Annotated in this window: 14 protein-coding genes and 2 pseudogenes; 7 read left to right on the top strand and 9 right to left on the bottom strand. The window is 50.6% G+C overall.

Features of this window, described 5'->3' with window-relative positions; genetic code table 11:
- The first annotated feature begins 29 nt into the window (after positions 1–29).
- The 3 genes from H9L05_RS04990 to H9L05_RS04980 all read left to right on the top strand — a co-directional run bounded on the left by H9L05_RS04990 (position 30) and on the right by H9L05_RS04980 (position 2,537).
- Positions 30–713: an OmpH family outer membrane protein gene (locus H9L05_RS04990; RefSeq protein WP_187733263.1), complete on the top strand. Its 684-nt coding sequence runs from the start codon at positions 30–32 to the stop codon at positions 711–713.
- 32 nt (positions 714–745) lie between these two features.
- Entirely contained in the window at positions 746–1,381 is a 636-nt protein-coding gene (locus H9L05_RS04985; protein WP_187733262.1) for an OmpH family outer membrane protein, read from the top strand.
- 178 nt (positions 1,382–1,559) lie between these two features.
- Positions 1,560–2,537, top strand: a complete 978-nt coding sequence (locus H9L05_RS04980; RefSeq protein ID WP_223284903.1) for an RluA family pseudouridine synthase — start codon at positions 1,560–1,562, stop codon at positions 2,535–2,537.
- Between the two features lie 80 nt (positions 2,538–2,617).
- On the opposite strand, the gene H9L05_RS04975 is transcribed toward H9L05_RS04980, so the two are convergent.
- From H9L05_RS04975 to mazG, 9 genes and pseudogenes are all read right to left on the bottom strand, one after another.
- The gene (locus tag H9L05_RS04975; protein ID WP_187733260.1) at positions 2,618–4,216 is read right to left on the bottom strand and encodes a tetratricopeptide repeat protein; all 1,599 of its coding nucleotides are present in this window, start codon (positions 4,214–4,216) and stop codon (positions 2,618–2,620) included.
- A 45-nt stretch (positions 4,217–4,261) separates the two neighbouring features.
- Positions 4,262–5,221, bottom strand: coding sequence for a PstS family phosphate ABC transporter substrate-binding protein (locus H9L05_RS04970; RefSeq protein WP_187733259.1), 960 nt, complete (start codon positions 5,219–5,221; stop codon positions 4,262–4,264).
- Entirely contained in the window at positions 5,202–5,459 is a 258-nt protein-coding gene (locus tag H9L05_RS04965) for a hypothetical protein (protein WP_187312035.1), read from the bottom strand. Before H9L05_RS04965 ends, H9L05_RS04970 begins: the two co-directional genes overlap by 20 nt.
- A 220-nt stretch (positions 5,460–5,679) precedes the next feature.
- Complete coding sequence (locus tag H9L05_RS04960) at positions 5,680–6,516, bottom strand: energy transducer TonB (protein ID WP_187733258.1); 837 nt, start codon at positions 6,514–6,516, stop codon at positions 5,680–5,682.
- Positions 6,517–6,728: 212 nt separating this feature from the next.
- On the bottom strand, positions 6,729–7,556 hold the full coding sequence (locus tag H9L05_RS04955) for an energy transducer TonB (RefSeq protein WP_223284738.1): 828 nt from the start codon (positions 7,554–7,556) through the stop codon (positions 6,729–6,731).
- A complete protein-coding gene (locus tag H9L05_RS04950) occupies positions 7,553–8,074 on the bottom strand; it encodes an ExbD/TolR family protein (protein ID WP_187733257.1) in 522 nt (173 codons plus the stop codon). Before H9L05_RS04950 ends, H9L05_RS04955 begins: the two co-directional genes overlap by 4 nt.
- Before the next feature lie 14 nt (positions 8,075–8,088).
- Positions 8,089–8,718, bottom strand: a complete 630-nt coding sequence (locus tag H9L05_RS04945; RefSeq protein ID WP_187733256.1) for an ExbD/TolR family protein — start codon at positions 8,716–8,718, stop codon at positions 8,089–8,091.
- Between the two features lie 65 nt (positions 8,719–8,783).
- Positions 8,784–9,659 (bottom strand): MotA/TolQ/ExbB proton channel family protein, encoded by an 876-nt coding sequence (locus H9L05_RS04940; RefSeq protein WP_223284737.1) that lies wholly within the window; start codon positions 9,657–9,659, stop codon positions 8,784–8,786.
- Positions 9,660–9,934: 275 nt separating this feature from the next.
- A pseudogene (mazG, locus tag H9L05_RS04935) lies at positions 9,935–10,767 on the bottom strand (nucleoside triphosphate pyrophosphohydrolase).
- A gap of 180 nt (positions 10,768–10,947) precedes the next feature.
- Here mazG and glmM point away from each other — a divergent pair.
- The 4 genes and pseudogenes from glmM (at position 10,948) to H9L05_RS04915 (ending at position 15,086) form a co-directional block, all read left to right on the top strand.
- Positions 10,948–12,341 (top strand): annotated as a pseudogene (gene glmM, locus H9L05_RS04930) (phosphoglucosamine mutase).
- A gap of 113 nt (positions 12,342–12,454) precedes the next feature.
- Positions 12,455–13,606 (top strand): cysteine desulfurase family protein, encoded by a 1,152-nt coding sequence (locus H9L05_RS04925; RefSeq protein WP_187733255.1) that lies wholly within the window; start codon positions 12,455–12,457, stop codon positions 13,604–13,606.
- A 213-nt stretch (positions 13,607–13,819) separates the two neighbouring features.
- Positions 13,820–14,479 (top strand): hypothetical protein, encoded by a 660-nt coding sequence (locus tag H9L05_RS04920; protein ID WP_187733254.1) that lies wholly within the window; start codon positions 13,820–13,822, stop codon positions 14,477–14,479.
- A gap of 76 nt (positions 14,480–14,555) precedes the next feature.
- Entirely contained in the window at positions 14,556–15,086 is a 531-nt protein-coding gene (locus H9L05_RS04915) for a PRC-barrel domain-containing protein (RefSeq protein WP_187733253.1), read from the top strand.
- Positions 15,087–15,107 lie beyond the last annotated feature (21 nt).

The raw sequence follows: 15,107 nt of genomic DNA, 5'->3' as shown, positions 1-15,107 counted from the left end.
CAGTTAGCTAGGTTCCTAAAGTCGTCGCCATGAAAAAGCTACTTTGTTCTTTTGTTCTTTCACTAGCAGTACTGCTAACGGCTTCTACAGCTCAGGCGCAAAAATTCGGGTATGTAGATTCTGAATTCGTGATGGGAAAATTGCCGGCCTATGCTGCTGCCCAGCAGGAGTTGAATACGCTGTCTGGCAACTGGCAGAAGGATATCGAGAATCAAAAGAAGGATCTTGATAAGCTATATCGCACTTATCAGGCGGAAGAGGTGTTACTAACAGAAGCCGCAAAAAAGAAGCGGCAAGATGAAATTCTGAAAAAGGAACAGGATATTAAAGCTTATCAAAATAAGATTTTTGGTTTTGAAGGGCAGCTGTTTAAAAAGCGTCAAGAATTAACCAAACCTGTTCAGGACCAAGTATTTGAAGCTATTGAACGGGTGGCTAAGAAAAAACAGTTGGCGATTGTATTTGATAAGGCTGGTGATTTAACCATGCTTTACACAAATCCAGTGCATGACTACACTGAATTCGTGTTGGAGGAGTTGGGTTTGGCATCTGAAGAGAAAAACCAACCTGGTACTAAGGGTTCAATCCAGACGGTAGAAACACCTGCTACGCCCACCGATGGAGTAGATGCTGAAGCTACCGACGTGCCGGCAACTACTCGTCCGGCTCCCCGCACCCGGCAACCGGCTCAGCCGGTAAAACGAAAAAATTAACTTTGACTTTCTAACTTGCAACTTCCCTTTTAATGACCACCATGAACAAAATCCGCTTTGCTTTGGCCGCGGCCGCCCTCATTTTCACTACTTCTACGGCTACCCTAGCGCAGCAGGCTTCGCTAAAGATCGGATACACTAGCGTGGACTATGTGCTCAGCCAGATGCCTGAAAGCAAGCAGATCGAGTCAGATCTGAAAGCATACAGCTCGCAGTTGGAAGCTCAGCTAAAGAGCAAGATTGCTGATTATCAGACGAAGGCTGAGGCTTATCAGAAAGGTGCCAGTGCTATGACTGATGTGGTACGCGCTGACAAGGAGAAGGAATTGACTGGCCTGCAGGGCTCTATTCAGGAGTTTCAGCGCAGCGCCGACAACTCACTCCAGCAGAAGCAGCAAACGTTGCTGAAGCCAGCTTTGGATAAGCTGCAAAAGACGATTGACGCGGTAGCTACTGAAAACGGCTACACATATGTACTGAATTCGGATGGTGCTAGCCCAGTGCTGTTGCACGGTCCGAAAGAAGGTGACATTTCCGACATGATCCTGAAGAAGATGGGCGTAACGCCTGGTGCAAACCAAGCCTCGGCACAAGCTGCTCCGGCTCCTGCAAAGGCAACGCCTGCTGCTCCGGCTACTACCCCAGCCAAAAAAGGCAAGAAGAAGTAAGGCTTCAACATCTTTTCATCTTGAAAGCCGGAACAACATGTTGTTCCGGCTTTCTTGTTTTTTGAAGCTTGCAATCACCAGTATTCTATCAGCTTATGCTTACTGAAAATTTGCCCCCGATGATTTAACTGACGAAGAACTCAGCGAAGGCGGCGATGAACTCTATGAACACCACCGCATTCAGGTAGATCGGGGACAGGAAATGCTGCGCATAGACAAGTTCTTGCTGAATCGGCTTTCGCATACCTCCCGCACCAAGATTCAGAATGCTATTCTGGCTGAAGCGGTGCAAGTGAACGAAAAGGTCGTAAAGGCCAGCTATCGGATCAAGCCGCACGATGTTATTACTATCACGCTGCCGGAGCCTCCGCGCGAGTTCAAGGTGGTGCCCGAACCGATGGAACTGGATATTCCTTACGAGGACTCGGCGCTGCTAATTGTAAATAAGCCCGCCGGGTTGGTAGTGCATCCGGCTTTCGGTAACTGGCAGGGCACATTAGTAAACGGACTGGCGCACCACCTGCAAAACCTGCCTACAGGCCGCAACGGCGAGATACGTCCGGGCCTTGTGCATCGCATTGACAAAGACACATCGGGTTTGCTGGTAATAGGCAAATCGGAGTGGGCAATGACGCACCTCTCGCAGCAGTTCTTTCATCATACCATTGAACGCACATACCTGGCGCTGGTGTGGGGTGTTCCGAAGGAGATGGAAGGTACGATAAGGGGCCATGTAGGCCGCAGCGTAAAAGACCGCAAGGTACAGGCCGTATTTCCGGATGGTGAACAGGGAAAGCCTGCTGTTACGCATTATAAGGTGCTCAAAACCTTTCGGCACGTAGCCCTATTGCAATGCAATCTCGAAACCGGTCGAACGCACCAGATTCGGGTGCACATGAAGCACATTGGTCATCCGCTGTTCTCGGATGCCACTTACGGCGGCGATAAAATACTGTATGGACAGCGTACGGGCGCTTATAAAGCCTTTGTTGAGAAAGCCTTTGCCCTAATGCCCCGCCAAGCCCTACACGCCAAATCTTTGGGCTTCGAGCACCCAGATACGGGTCAGCACCTACACTTCGAGTCGGAGTTGCCGGCCGATTTTGCTGCGGTGCTGGATAAGTGGGAAAAGTTTGCTGCCGATGAGCAGGTCTAATCAAGCTGCTGCACTTCAACGATCAACAAAAAAGCCCCCAGCATATGCTGGGGGGCTTTTTTGTTGATCGTTGAAACGAGTTACTTCTTACGCTTCGTGATTTCGCTGATAGCGGTGCTAGCCTGCGTGTCATTAGGATCAAGAGCGATTACTTCCTTCCAGTAGGGCAGTGAAGTGGCCTTCTCACCTTTCTGATAATAGTAGTAGCCCAGGTACTTGTTAGCCTCAACCAAGCCTTCCTTGTATTTGGTCGGGTCGTTTGCTTTGGCTACCTCAATAAACTTCTCATAGTGAGGCTTGGCAGTACCTTGCTTGGAATCTGGATCCAGACCAAAGTTAGCGCGAGCACGCATCAGATAGACAGGCACGTAGGTCGGGCGAGCCGTAGCTACAGCGCTATACAGCTTGTCAGCCTCAGCGAACTGCTTGTTCTGCTCATAAGCACGAGCCAGATAGATCTGGTCAGCTAGCTCAGGCTTATCACCTTGAGCGGCAATTTTAGCCTGATACGTAGCGATAGCCTTCGCGTAGTCCTTCTTCGCGATATAAGCCTGCGCTAAGTCATTCTGAAGGTCACCAGCTTTATCTGGGTTGGCTTGGATAGCCTTCTCGATAATGGCAACGCCTTCATCCGTACGGCCAGCACCCATCAGCATTTTGCCATAGTACACGTTATCCTCGGGGATAATCTTGTTGGCAGGAGCCATCTTCATGTACTTCTCCATCGCTGGCAAGGCTAGGTCGTTCTGCTTGTTCTCATAAAGAGAATAAGCCAGCAAACGATTCATTGTCAGGTTGTTCGGGTCCGTCTTCAATACGTTTTGTATCTCGGTCAGGGCCTCTGGGTATTTGCCAGTCAGGTACAGGAAAGAAGCGTACTTAGCGTTCGTGCTAGGTGTCTTCTCCGCTATCGACATGTACTTCTGGAAGGTAGAAAGCGCTAAGTCATATTGCTTAGCGAAGTAATACATTTCAGCTAGGTCGCGGTAAGCAGGAGCGAAGTTCGCATCGAGGCTGATTGCCTTCTCAAAAGAAGTACGGGCTTCGTTGAAGTTGCGTGAGCGCACATACAGCTGGCCCTTGCGGTAGTTAGCCATCACCGAGTTCGGATCTACGATCAATGCACGGTCGTAGCTACCCATTGCCTCACCGCCGCCATTCTCAGACTTCTGATAAATGTCGCCACGGGCAATCATAAGCCCCAAATCGTCCTTGCCTTTGTTGGCAGCCTGAGCAGCATTTACATAGGCTATGGCCTTGGCCGTATCCTTAACGTCAGATTCGGCATAAGCTTGGGCAATCATTTTCAGCGTATTGAATGCCTCCTTTTTCTTGGTGGCTTTCACAGCTTTATCAAACTGACTTGCCGCTTCTGCCTCATTCCCTTTTGCCAGCGCAGCACGACCAGCGGCTACCAACGACATCGGAGAATCGGCATTAGGGGTGATTTTGCTGAAGTAAAAAGCAGCTGAATCGGGCATTTCCCGCATTTGGTACAGGCGACCCAACTCATACATTGCTTCAGGCGATTGGCCTTGACGGGTCAGCGCCGCACGGGCTTCACTATAGCGCTCCAGTTCGAGTGACTTTTGGGCGGTCTGCGCACTCTGAGCGAAAGCGGCAGAGCCGGAAACCGACAAAGCAGCGAGGAACGAAAGCTTCCAGGGCTTGAAGTTCATGAGCAAAAGGGTTAGTGGAGAAGAGTGAGTAAAAGAGTTTAAAGTCTACTTGGTTGAAGTTGTCACGATACGCGTTTGGCCTGTGGCCGGCATCAGTCCCGACTTCAAAATAATCAATTGGCCTTTAGTGCCAGCTACAAAAGAAGCAAATCCGCTGCCGAGTCCCGTCCTTGCCTCTCGGTTGATAACAAACAGCTCGCGTCGCAAAGGATATGTTTTGAGCGCCAGATAAGCCTGGTATGGCTGTACGTAATCGTCAGGTGACTTAGGATTGTCGAGAGCACTGATGCCCACTACACGCACCTTTTGCAAAAAGCTCTGCACCGACGAGTCGTCACGGTCGCTTATCCAGTTGGCACCCACCACGCCGATTGCGTCGGGATGCGTAGCAACGTAATCGAGGAGTTCAGGGTTCGATTTTGCCGCGAACACCCGTTTCGTTAAAGGGGTTCCCTGAGTTATTGAGTCCTGAACATAGCGGGTGGTGCTGGAACGGTTCGCATCAAATACCACATTAATATCCCCTAGTCCTTTTTTGCCGCTCACCTGCGTCCATTTCAGGGTTTGACCCGTGAAAATAGCCCGAAGCTGGGTTAGTGTCAGCAGCGAGTCAGGGTTGCTTGGGTGCACAATAATAGCCAGGCCATCAGTAGCAATTTTGGTTACGCGAGGCGTAATGGTTTGCTGCTTAAATGTTGCTTTTTCAGCATCTGTCAGCGGCCGCGAAACAATTACGGCACGTACCTTATCCGCTAGCAAATCCTGCATGACGGCTTCTTCCGGCTTATAAACCGCCGTGACAGTAGCCGATTTATACAGTTTCTGAAACGTATCAACCTGTGAGCGCATGATAGGCTCAAACGTTTCATCTACACTGATATTGAGACGGCCACTGGTAGGTGTATCTCTATCAGCCGGATTGCCTTGATTACAACCTGTTGTGAGTAAGCCGGAGAGCAGAAGCAAGGTGCCGGCTGCTCGCCAATTAGCGCGCAGAAGTATCATTGGATTTCTTGAAATGTTGCTGATAGGTGCGGACAAATCTAATAATTCCGTAGAGGACAAAAATGCCCCCCAGGGTGCGTTGTACGGCCGGCGACAACGAAAATGCCTCAGGCGAGGCAAACCAAAGAAAGATGCCCAAGCTAATGTAAGCTAAGGCCATGAACAGAGAAAAGTAGCGCATTACATTATTAGCGCCGCGCTTTCCTAAGCGTTCATCTGTGGTTTCGCGATTCAACATAAGCGTGATCTAACGGGAAAAATTATTCAGTTAGTGCCTTAACGTATAAAAGTAGGTAGATTGTTCGCCTCTCAGCCCAAAATATATATCATCCTGGATATTTTAAGGCCAGATAGATATAGAAAATCCAGGAAGCACTGATTTGCCCCCTGGATTTGCTGCGTGTTAAAAAAGCTGCATTTCTTACTGATCTAAGCTTGCTCGTCGCTCAGGAACCTCTTTACTGATACTGGAAGGTAATAGGCATTGTGTAGCGCACGGGGACAGCATGATCGTTTTGGCGTCCGGGCGTCCAGGGGGGCATTTTACTTATTACGCGCACTGCCTCTTCGTCCGTCCCATAGCCTAAGCCTTTAATCACGGCTATATCTGAGATGGTGCCATCGGCATTTACTGTAAAGGAAATATACACACGACCGGAAACCGCAGCACTTGCCGCCTGACTCGGAAAGCGCAGATTGCGCTGCATATAGCGGCGCAACGCCTCCGGGCCACCTACAAAGTCGGGCATTACTTCTGCCGTTAGGAAGGGCTTAGTAACTGATCCAGCGGCAGTCTGGCCCGAATCAGTGCCTATACTTGGGATATCGGTTATGAGGCCAGTATTACTGCCAGAAATAGGCACCGGACCAACGATAGCTCCGGGAGGAGTAGTTTCACCAACAACCTCTTCCATCAGGATGGGATTCGTAACCAGCTCATCCGGTACCACTCTTGCGATTACATCAGCTGGATTAGCCTCCACGACTACTGCGCGTGTTGGGGGGGGCGTAACTACGGGAGCGATTGGTTGAGGTGGAGTGGGGGGCAAAATAACGCGCTCAAGCTCGATGATCCCGGGCTCGGTTGGAAGCGTAGCGTATGCAATAGCCGGAGCTAAGCGTTGCACCAGGATTGGAATGCTAAGCAGCGCTAAGCAAAGGGCCAATGTGGCAGCTAAGGCCGTCGCCAAGTGCCGATTGTATAGACGACGCAGTACATAGGCGCCATACGCTTGGTTGCGACCATCGAAGACGATATCGTCGAGGGTAGCAGTGAGGAGATTGAGGGTTTTCATGGGTTGTATAGGCTAAAAGGTGAAAGGAGGCTGCAACGCGCATTACCCAAGCCATATAATATCCACTTCCCATTACTGCCGCTCTGGCTTTCAAACCCTCAACGCTCTATATATTTCAACTAGTATGCATGCCGATCAATATATTTTCACAAATAAAAACCCCAAGCAACACAGCGGTTACTTGGGGTTTTAAGCTTCGGAAAGCAAGAAATTTACTTGATAGCGAAGGTTACCGGAACAGTAAATGATACACTTACTGCACGGCCATTCTGCTTACCAGGAGCGAACCTTGGCAGTGTTTTCACGGCGCGAACGGTTTCTTCGTCGCAGCCGGCTCCAATGCCTTTGGTGATTTTCACATCCGTTACCTCACCTTGTGGGTTTACGGTAAAGTTTACGAAAACCTTGCCCTCTACTTGGTTGCGCAGTGCCAATGCTGGATACTTAATGGCCTTTTGAATGGCACCAACAATAGCATCATTACCACCAGGAAATTGCGGCATTTGCTCTACGTAGGTATACACTTTCGTGTCTACTACTTCAGCTACTGCTGCATCTCCGTCGCCTTCCAGACCGCTTAGGTCCACCTCATCGGTGTTTCCTTTTACGGTTTCAGTGGCAACCACCTTATCCTTCAGCTCTTCCTGATCCGGAATTTCTTCCTCCTTTACTACTTCCTCATCCTTTTTGATGACGGGAGGAGTAAACTTAATTGTGGAGAGCTTTGGCGGTGGCGGTGGTGGCGCCTCTGGTGGCGGTGGTGGTGGTGGTGGCGGTACCGCTTTATCAAGCGGCGGCGCTTCCATTAGCTCATTCACCTTCAAGTTCTTCGCATCCTCAACTTCCCGACTGTTCTCAAACATGCGGGCAACAATGGGGAAGCTTACTAAAACTGCAAAGATTGCGATGCCAATGAGAAGGGCACGGGTTAGGTGCTTGCTATACAAGCGACGGAGCACAAACGCTCCGTAGGCCTTGTTGCGACCTTCAAAGACGATATCGTCGAAGGAAGCACGGGCCAATTGCGCATTATCCATCATAGCCCTGACTTCGTTATAAGTACAGTATCAGCTGGCGAAATATCCACCAGTGCGTATTTCTTCTGGTTCGTGATATTCATCTCGTCCAGAATATCAACCATGTTCTTGTATACTGATTTTCTGGCTGGTTTAATCAGCACTACAGTATTCGGATTGCGGCGCATCCGATCAAGTAACACCTTACGAACACCGGTAGCACCGTAGTTAGTGACCTGCAACTCAGGTTTTACGTCGTCAGCCAATAGGCCTTCGTAGTAATACACCTTGTTTGCTTCACCTAAGATTATAGTCATCGCGTTCGACGATTTAATCTCGGACGGTGGATCACCCTCTTTTGGTTTTACCGGCATCGTTACCTGCATTACGTTCGGCTTATTGAACGTAGTCGTGAGCATGAAGAAGGTAAGAAGAAGAAAGGCCAAGTCAACCATGGGTGTCATGTCGATTTTGGTCGACATTTTCTTAGCCCGTTTCTTCCCACCTCCGCCGGAGTCGGCTTGTTGTTGTATTTCTGCCATTTCGCTACGATCAGTTAGTTTCCGGCTACTGTTTTAGGCTTCATCTCCAAATCAGTAATCAGGTTGAAGCGATTGATGTCCTTATCCTGCATGTACTTGATAAGTTTGCGAACCGTCGGTACATCCGCGTTATTATCACCCTTGATGGCGATATAAACCGGCTTCTTGAAGAGCTGTTGGTTGGCAGCTCTTCCCTGTATCACCCAATCAATAATTTGATTGTTCGTAGAGTCAGTTGGGATACCGGGCTGCTTGACAGTCTTTATCTCTTCCTTACTACGGTCGAGCAAAGAGCCAAGCTGCTGGATTGGTACACCAAAACTGGTCATTTGGCCGAAGCGCTTCTTTTGCTGAGGAGTAAAGGAGACACCATATTTGGCACCTACTTTTTCCAGCATCAAGATTTTGGCAGGCTCGCTGTCCAGTGCGAAATAGGTTTTGCCGTCCTTATCTACCGAGAGGGTAATAAGGTTGGTTTCCGGCAACTTAAGATCTGAAGTAGAGGATGGTGTGTCCACCATCACTACTTCCTCGGGGGCAAACTTGGTGGTGAGCATAAAGAATGTCACCAGCAGGAATGCCAGGTCCACCATCGGGGTCATATCCAACGAGGGGGACGTTCTATGGGGCTTTACTTTAGGCATTTCTGGCTTAGTTAGTTTGAATTCAGAAACGTAGGAAGCCTAAGCTTTAGTGCGTTAACCGCAACTTATGCCGTGTAAGTTTCCTTTTCGCCGTGCTGAGCGGCAAACGTCTGAATAATGCTGAAGCCAGCCTCGTCGATGCTGTACGTCAACTCGTCAATTTTGCTCGTAAAGTAGTTGTAGGCAATAATAGCCAGCGCCGAGCCAAGGATACCCAAAGCCGTGTTGATCAAAGCTTCCGAAATACCGTTAGCAAGTGCAGTAGCATCAGGGTTACCGGCTTGTGCCAGAGCCGAGAAGGCTTTGATCATACCAGCTACCGTACCCAACAGACCTACCAGAGTAGCAACCGAGGCGATAGTAGAGATAATAACCAGGTTTTTCTCCAGCATAGGCAATTCCAAGGCAGTAGATTCTTCAATCTCTTTCTGGATTGACAGGATCTTCTGGTCTTTGTCCATGCCACGCTCACGCGACATTTCCTGGTACTTCAGCAAACCAGCTTTTACCACGTTAGCTACTGAACCTTTCTGCTGGTCGCAAACGGCCAATGCACCCGTGATGTCATTCACGTTCAGCTTTTGACGGATAGAGCGTACAAAGCTCTCGATGCTCTTCGTGCCACGGGCCTTACCGATGGTCAGGTAACGCTCGATGGAGAACGTAATAACGAGCAAGAACAAAGTGAGCAGGATGGGTACAATAAAGCCCCCCTTGTACACGATGCCAAGGTAGTTGCCCTCAAGTGGGTGGTTCTCGTTATTACCGCCTTGGAAGTTAGCACCGTTTCCGAATACGAACTGGTAGATGATGATCGATACTATAAGTGCCAACGGAATTACGATGGCGGCGAACGCTGATCCGCCTTTCGCGTCGTCCTTAGGAGCAGCGGTAGCGGCGGCAGGCCGCACGTTCTTGTTCATGGCATTCTTCTGTTCCATTGTGCCGGAGGATTAGGGGGTTGGTAGTGAAAGGTTGAGAGGTAAAGGAGAAAATGAATGGGGTATTTGGTGAAAAAAGAATAGCCTAAAGACGACGGCGGCCCCGCTCACCCTCATATTTGGCCCCCAATAATGGAGATAAAATATGGGTCTGCTCGTGCGCGGGCCTAGTTTCTCAGAAGGTCTATGCTTGGCAAACCTAAATAAAAACGAGCGCGCCGCCAAATGAAATATGGGTTTAAACGGTTTAAAACGGTGTGCAACTTAAAAAAAAGCTATTTCCCACCGCTCTTGGAGGTAGTTGACGCAGGTAGTTTTTTGGCCCTTTCCCAGTACGTATCCATCTCTGCCAGGGTTAAATCGGTGAGTTGGTGTCCGTCGCGGGCGGCTTCTGTTTCAAGGTATTGAAAACGCTGAATAAACTTACGGTTGGTACGTTCTAAAGCCTCTTCAGGGTTAATTCCAGCGAAGCGGGCAAAGTTTACAAGCGAAAATAATAAGTCGCCAAACTCGCTCGCCGCACGCTCCGAATCAATAGAGTCAGCGTTCTGGGGGCAAATTCGGCTCCGAACTCGCCTAATTCTTCCTGTACCTTCTCCCATACTTGAGCCGGCTCTTCCCAATCGAAGCCCGCCCCGCGTGCTTTTTCCTGGATGCGCATGGCTTTTACCAGCGCTGGCAATGATACGGGTACTCCACCCAGCACCGAGGTGTTTCCTTTTTCTTTCAGCTTTAATTGCTCCCAGTTGCGCTTCACCTCCTCCTCATCCGCCACTTGCGTGTCGCCATAAATGTGCGGATGACGAAAAATTAGTTTTTCGCATTGGGTATTCAAAACGTCGGCAATATCAAAACGGCCACTTTCGGAGGCGATTTTTGCATAGAAGGCCAAATGCAGAAATACATCGCCAAGTTCCTTTTGCACATCCGCTAAGTCATCGCGCAGGATGGCATCAGAGAGCTCATAAGTTTCTTCAATAGTGAGGTGCCGTAAGCTATGCATGGTTTGCTTACGGTCCCAGGGGCACTCAGCGCGTAGCCGTTCAAGCACGTCCAGTAGACGGCTAAAGGCAGCTAACTGCTCGGGACGACGTGAAGGAGAAGACATTTCCATTAAATCAAATATACGGTCTCTTTCTGCATAGAGTAGTGATGGCGCAGGCAAGAACGCTCGGTCATCAACGTTGAAAAAAGATTTAAGGACTAAAAATTGTCGTTGTCCTAAAACTACTTTCATAGAGAAAGCAGCGCGTTTGTCTACTTTTGCGACTTAAAATAATCATTGCTTGTGGCACTAATAAAATCAATTTCGGGTATTCGGGGCACTATCGGAGGCGCAGCAGGAGACGGGCTTACGCCTATCGATGTAGTAAAATACGCTGCCGCTTTCGGAACGTGGGTACTGGACACTACGCAGAACAACACCATCATTATTGGCCGCGATGCCCGCATTTCGGGCGAAATGGTGAGCAAGCTGGTAGCAGCCACTTTGCAGGGCTTAGGTATTCACGTAATAGATCTAGGCCTGAGTACAACGCCTACCGTAGAGCTGGCGGTACCCGCCAAAAAAGCCGGTGGCGGTATTATTCTGACTGCCTCCCACAACCCTAAGCAGTGGAACGCGCTGAAGCTGCTCAACGACAAAGGCGAGTTTATTTCTGAACAGGATGGTCAGCAAGTATTAGCCTTAGCCGATGCAGAGCAATTTAATTTTGCGCCGGTAAATAAGCTCGGGCAATACAGCACTGATTCCAGCTTTCTTAAAAAGCACGTAAAAGCCGTGCTGGCCTTGCCCCTGGTAGACGCAGAGGCTATCCGCGCCAAAAACTTTCGGGTGGTAATTGACTGCGTCAACTCCAGCGGCGGTTTGGCTGTGCCTATGTTGCTGGAGGCGCTGGGTGTTGAAAAAATTGAGAAGCTGCACTGTGAGCCTACCGGTGATTTCGCCCACAACCCCGAGCCATTGCCCGAAAACCTGCGCGATATTGCACGGGCGCTCGAAAAAGGCAGCTATGACCTTGGTATTGTGGTTGACCCCGATGTGGACCGCCTGGCGCTGGTAAGCGAAAACGGCGAAATGTTCGGCGAAGAGTACACCTTGGTAGCCGTGGCCGATTATGTGCTCAAGCAGAACGGTGGCGGTAACACCGTAAGTAACCTGAGCAGTACCCGCGCCCTGCGCGACGTGACGGAGCGCCTGGGGGCAATTATGCCGCCGCTGCCGTAGGCGAGGTAAACGTGGTGAATATGATGAAGCAAACCAACGCCATTATTGGGGGCGAAGGCAACGGGGGTATCATTTTCCCTGAGTTGCACTACGGCCGCGACGCGTTGGTGGGCATTGCTTTATTCTTGACTCACCTGGCGAAATCTGGGTTGACGATGACGCGCTTGCGGGCGTCCTATCCGAATTATCACATCTCAAAAAACAAAATCGAGCTGACGCCCGACATCAACACCGACAAGATTCTGGAGCAGGTGCAGCAGCGCTACGCCAAGCAGCCCATCAATACCATCGACGGCGTCAAGATAGAGTTTGATAAAGAGTGGGTGCATCTGCGTAAATCCAATACGGAGCCCATTATCCGCATTTACGCGGAGTCTGAGTCGAATGCTACCGCCGACCATCTGGCCAACAAGATCATCGGAGACATCAAAGAGATTCTCTCAACGAAAGCATAAAAGTAGACATGAGTACGGAGAGGTGAGAAGTGAGACTCTCTGTACTTTATGGCTTTGTATGAGCCTCCGACGAGTCTCACTTCTCCCCTTTCCGCACTCACCTCTTAGCCCTCATGTCTCAGCAAGCCGTTTATTTCGATAATGCCGCTACCACGTCTCTCGACCCCGAGGTGCTGGAGGCTATGATGCCCTTTCTGCAAAACCATTTCGGCAACCCAAGCAGCATTCATGGTCATGGGCGACAGGTGCGGGCAGCTATCGAGAATGCGCGCAAAACCATTGCACATCTGATAAATGCGGCGCCGGCAGAGATTTCCTTCACCTCGGGTGGCACTGAGGCCGATAATTATGCTGCCTTCGGGAGTATTCGTACGCTGGGGCTGCGTCATGCAATTACTTCGCCCTTAGAGCACCATGCCGTGTTGCATACATTGCAGGCGCTGGAAAAAAGCGGTGATATACAGTTGAGCTACCTGCGCCACGATGAGCGCGGCCGGTTTGATATGGAGCATCTGGCTGAGCTTTTGGCCGCGCACCCGCGCTCCTTTGTGAGTCTGATGCACGCCAATAATGAGATAGGCAACATCAACGACGTCGAGGCTATTGCTGAGCTATGTCAGCAGCACGACGCGGTTTTTCATACGGATACGGTGCAGACCATGGGCCATTATCGCCATGACGTGCAGCAGCTAAAAACGCACTTCCTGGTCGGTTCGGCGCATAAGTTTCACGGCCCGAAAGGAGTCGGCTTCCTCTATACCCGTTCCGGTACGCAGGTTACGCCGCTTATTCATGGCGGCGCTCAGGAGCGCAACGTACGGGCTGGCACGGAGAACGTATATGGCATTGTGGGTCTGGCCAAGGCTATGGAAATTGCCTATCGGGACATGGCGGACCACCAGCGTCATATTCAGGGCTTGAAAGACTTATTCATAACCTCACTAAGAGCTGAAATTGAGGATGTGCAGTTCAATGGCACCTCCGCCGACGCCGATCAGAGCCTGTATACGGTATTGAATGTAAGCCTGCCGCCTTCGGACATCAACGAGATGCTGCTCTTCAATCTCGATATTAATCGGGTGTCGGTATCGGGAGGATCGGCATGTTCGAGCGGCGCCAACGCGGGTTCGCACGTATTAAGCGCGCTAAACTGTGACCCCAAGCGTGGGGCTATCCGCTTATCCATGAGTAAGTACAATACGGCAGAGGAAGTAAAATTTGCCGTGGAGCAATTAGCCAAGATGTACCGGAAAGTGCCGGCTTAAGTGTGGCGCGTTCTATATAAATAAAATAGCCCCCCAGGCCAGTCTGGGGGCTATTTTGCTTCTGTAATAATAACTAAACGGTGCGTTAAAGCTATGTATTACAATGTTTTAATACGTGCCTTTAACGCCCCTGCATATGGCTGCCAGCTGCATTCAGTACCTATTTTGGCTGCCGTCCGTACTGCTTTCCACAGACTTGCTTTAACCTGACTTATGGCTGAGATAAATATTCAACGCAAAAAGAACTCGTTCAGCCCGTGGCTGCTGGTGTTGCTGGTGCTGGCGGCGTTGGCCGTAGGAGCTTACTTCCTGCTGCGCGCCGATTCGGAGCCCACCGCTACTGCTCCGCCTGCAACTGGCGCCGTTGCCCCAACAGATGCTGAGGCCGAGGCACAAGCGCGCGCTACGCCTCCGCCCGCCGATGGCGGCACGCAAGCCGTAACGGATATGGCCGCTGAAGAAACGCCGGCATCAGCCGAAGAGCTGGCTCGGTTTGCGGCTGATGAGGATGATACTCCCGATTACGCGCGTCGTGGCCTCCAACTGCTCACAGCTACCCTCGTTGACTTAACTGACCGCAACGACTTGCGCGACAGCAACATTACGGAGAAGCGCAACGACCTGACCAGTGCCACCAGCCGCTTGAGCGAGACCTCCCAGGCCGGTATACGGCCGGGTTTGGTGGCAGCGGCTGCTTTAATGCAGGCAATGCAGCAAAAAGCTTATCCCGCCCTGGCGCGCCCTGTTGCAGAACTGGTACAGCGCGCTGACGAGTTGCCCAATCAGATTACCGAGGCGGAAGTGCCCGCGGTACAGGAGTTTCTGGTGCGGGCCGCCGATGTGGTTGGCACATTAAGTAAGCCTGCTTCCTGATTTCATTTCCAGTGTAGTCCAACGGGTTTTCCCAGGATCACCGTTGTTTATCTATCTGACTTTCATTCGCTTAACCATGGAAACAACTTCTGCCCCAATTCCACCCGCTGAGGGTATGCACCTGCGGCGTCTGCGCGACTTAACTGAGTTTGAAGTAGCAGATAGCAGCCCCGATGTGCGCGGCTGGAGCGTGCGCGGCGCCGACGGACAGAAATTTGGCGAAGTAGCAGAGCTAATAGTTGAGGAAGATGCGTTGAAGGTGCGCTACCTCGATATTGAGCTGAGCAGCAATTTGCGCTTAAACAAAAACGAGCGCCATATTCTACTGCCCATTGGCGTGGCTGCCCTAGACGAAGAGGGTGATAACGTGTTTGTACCAGCCCTGACGATGGAATCGGTAATGGAGTACCCGCCTTATTCCGAGATTCAAATTAGCCGCGACTACGAAGAGGCCATGCTACGGGCCCTGAAGCTGCCTTTGCCTGAAGCCGGCTCTGCGGCTTTTTACAATCAGCCTTCCTACGATGAGCAGCGCTTCTACCAGAATCGGCGGCCTGCTGAGTTAAATGCCTTCCGTAAGCGCGACCAGCACGGAAACATTGTTTAGCTGACTCTGGGGGGCTTTTTT

Origin of the sequence: Hymenobacter qilianensis (assembly GCF_014489555.1) — a bacterium.
Lineage (GTDB): Bacteria > Bacteroidota > Bacteroidia > Cytophagales > Hymenobacteraceae > Hymenobacter > Hymenobacter qilianensis.
The sequence above is the reverse complement of the archived record's forward strand: the minus strand, read 5'-3'. Positions and strand labels throughout refer to the sequence as shown.

Excerpts from the sequence above, each read along its gene's own strand:
- H9L05_RS04990 (WP_187733263.1), top strand. The coding sequence starts at position 30 with ATGAAAAAGCTACTTTGTTCTTTTGTTCTTTCACTAGCAGTACTGCTA.
- H9L05_RS04985 (WP_187733262.1), top strand. The coding sequence starts at position 746 with ATGACCACCATGAACAAAATCCGCTTTGCTTTGGCCGCGGCCGCCCTC.
- H9L05_RS04975 (WP_187733260.1), bottom strand. The coding sequence starts at position 4,216 with ATGAACTTCAAGCCCTGGAAGCTTTCGTTCCTCGCTGCTTTGTCGGTT.
- H9L05_RS04970 (WP_187733259.1), bottom strand. The coding sequence starts at position 5,221 with ATGATACTTCTGCGCGCTAATTGGCGAGCAGCCGGCACCTTGCTTCTG.
- H9L05_RS04965 (WP_187312035.1), bottom strand. The coding sequence starts at position 5,459 with ATGTTGAATCGCGAAACCACAGATGAACGCTTAGGAAAGCGCGGCGCT.
- H9L05_RS04960 (WP_187733258.1), bottom strand. The coding sequence starts at position 6,516 with ATGAAAACCCTCAATCTCCTCACTGCTACCCTCGACGATATCGTCTTC.
- H9L05_RS04955 (WP_223284738.1), bottom strand. The coding sequence starts at position 7,556 with ATGATGGATAATGCGCAATTGGCCCGTGCTTCCTTCGACGATATCGTC.
- H9L05_RS04950 (WP_187733257.1), bottom strand. The coding sequence starts at position 8,074 with ATGGCAGAAATACAACAACAAGCCGACTCCGGCGGAGGTGGGAAGAAA.
- H9L05_RS04945 (WP_187733256.1), bottom strand. The coding sequence starts at position 8,718 with ATGCCTAAAGTAAAGCCCCATAGAACGTCCCCCTCGTTGGATATGACC.
- H9L05_RS04940 (WP_223284737.1), bottom strand. The coding sequence starts at position 9,659 with ATGGAACAGAAGAATGCCATGAACAAGAACGTGCGGCCTGCCGCCGCT.
- H9L05_RS04925 (WP_187733255.1), top strand. The coding sequence starts at position 12,455 with ATGTCTCAGCAAGCCGTTTATTTCGATAATGCCGCTACCACGTCTCTC.
- H9L05_RS04920 (WP_187733254.1), top strand. The coding sequence starts at position 13,820 with ATGGCTGAGATAAATATTCAACGCAAAAAGAACTCGTTCAGCCCGTGG.
- H9L05_RS04915 (WP_187733253.1), top strand. The coding sequence starts at position 14,556 with ATGGAAACAACTTCTGCCCCAATTCCACCCGCTGAGGGTATGCACCTG.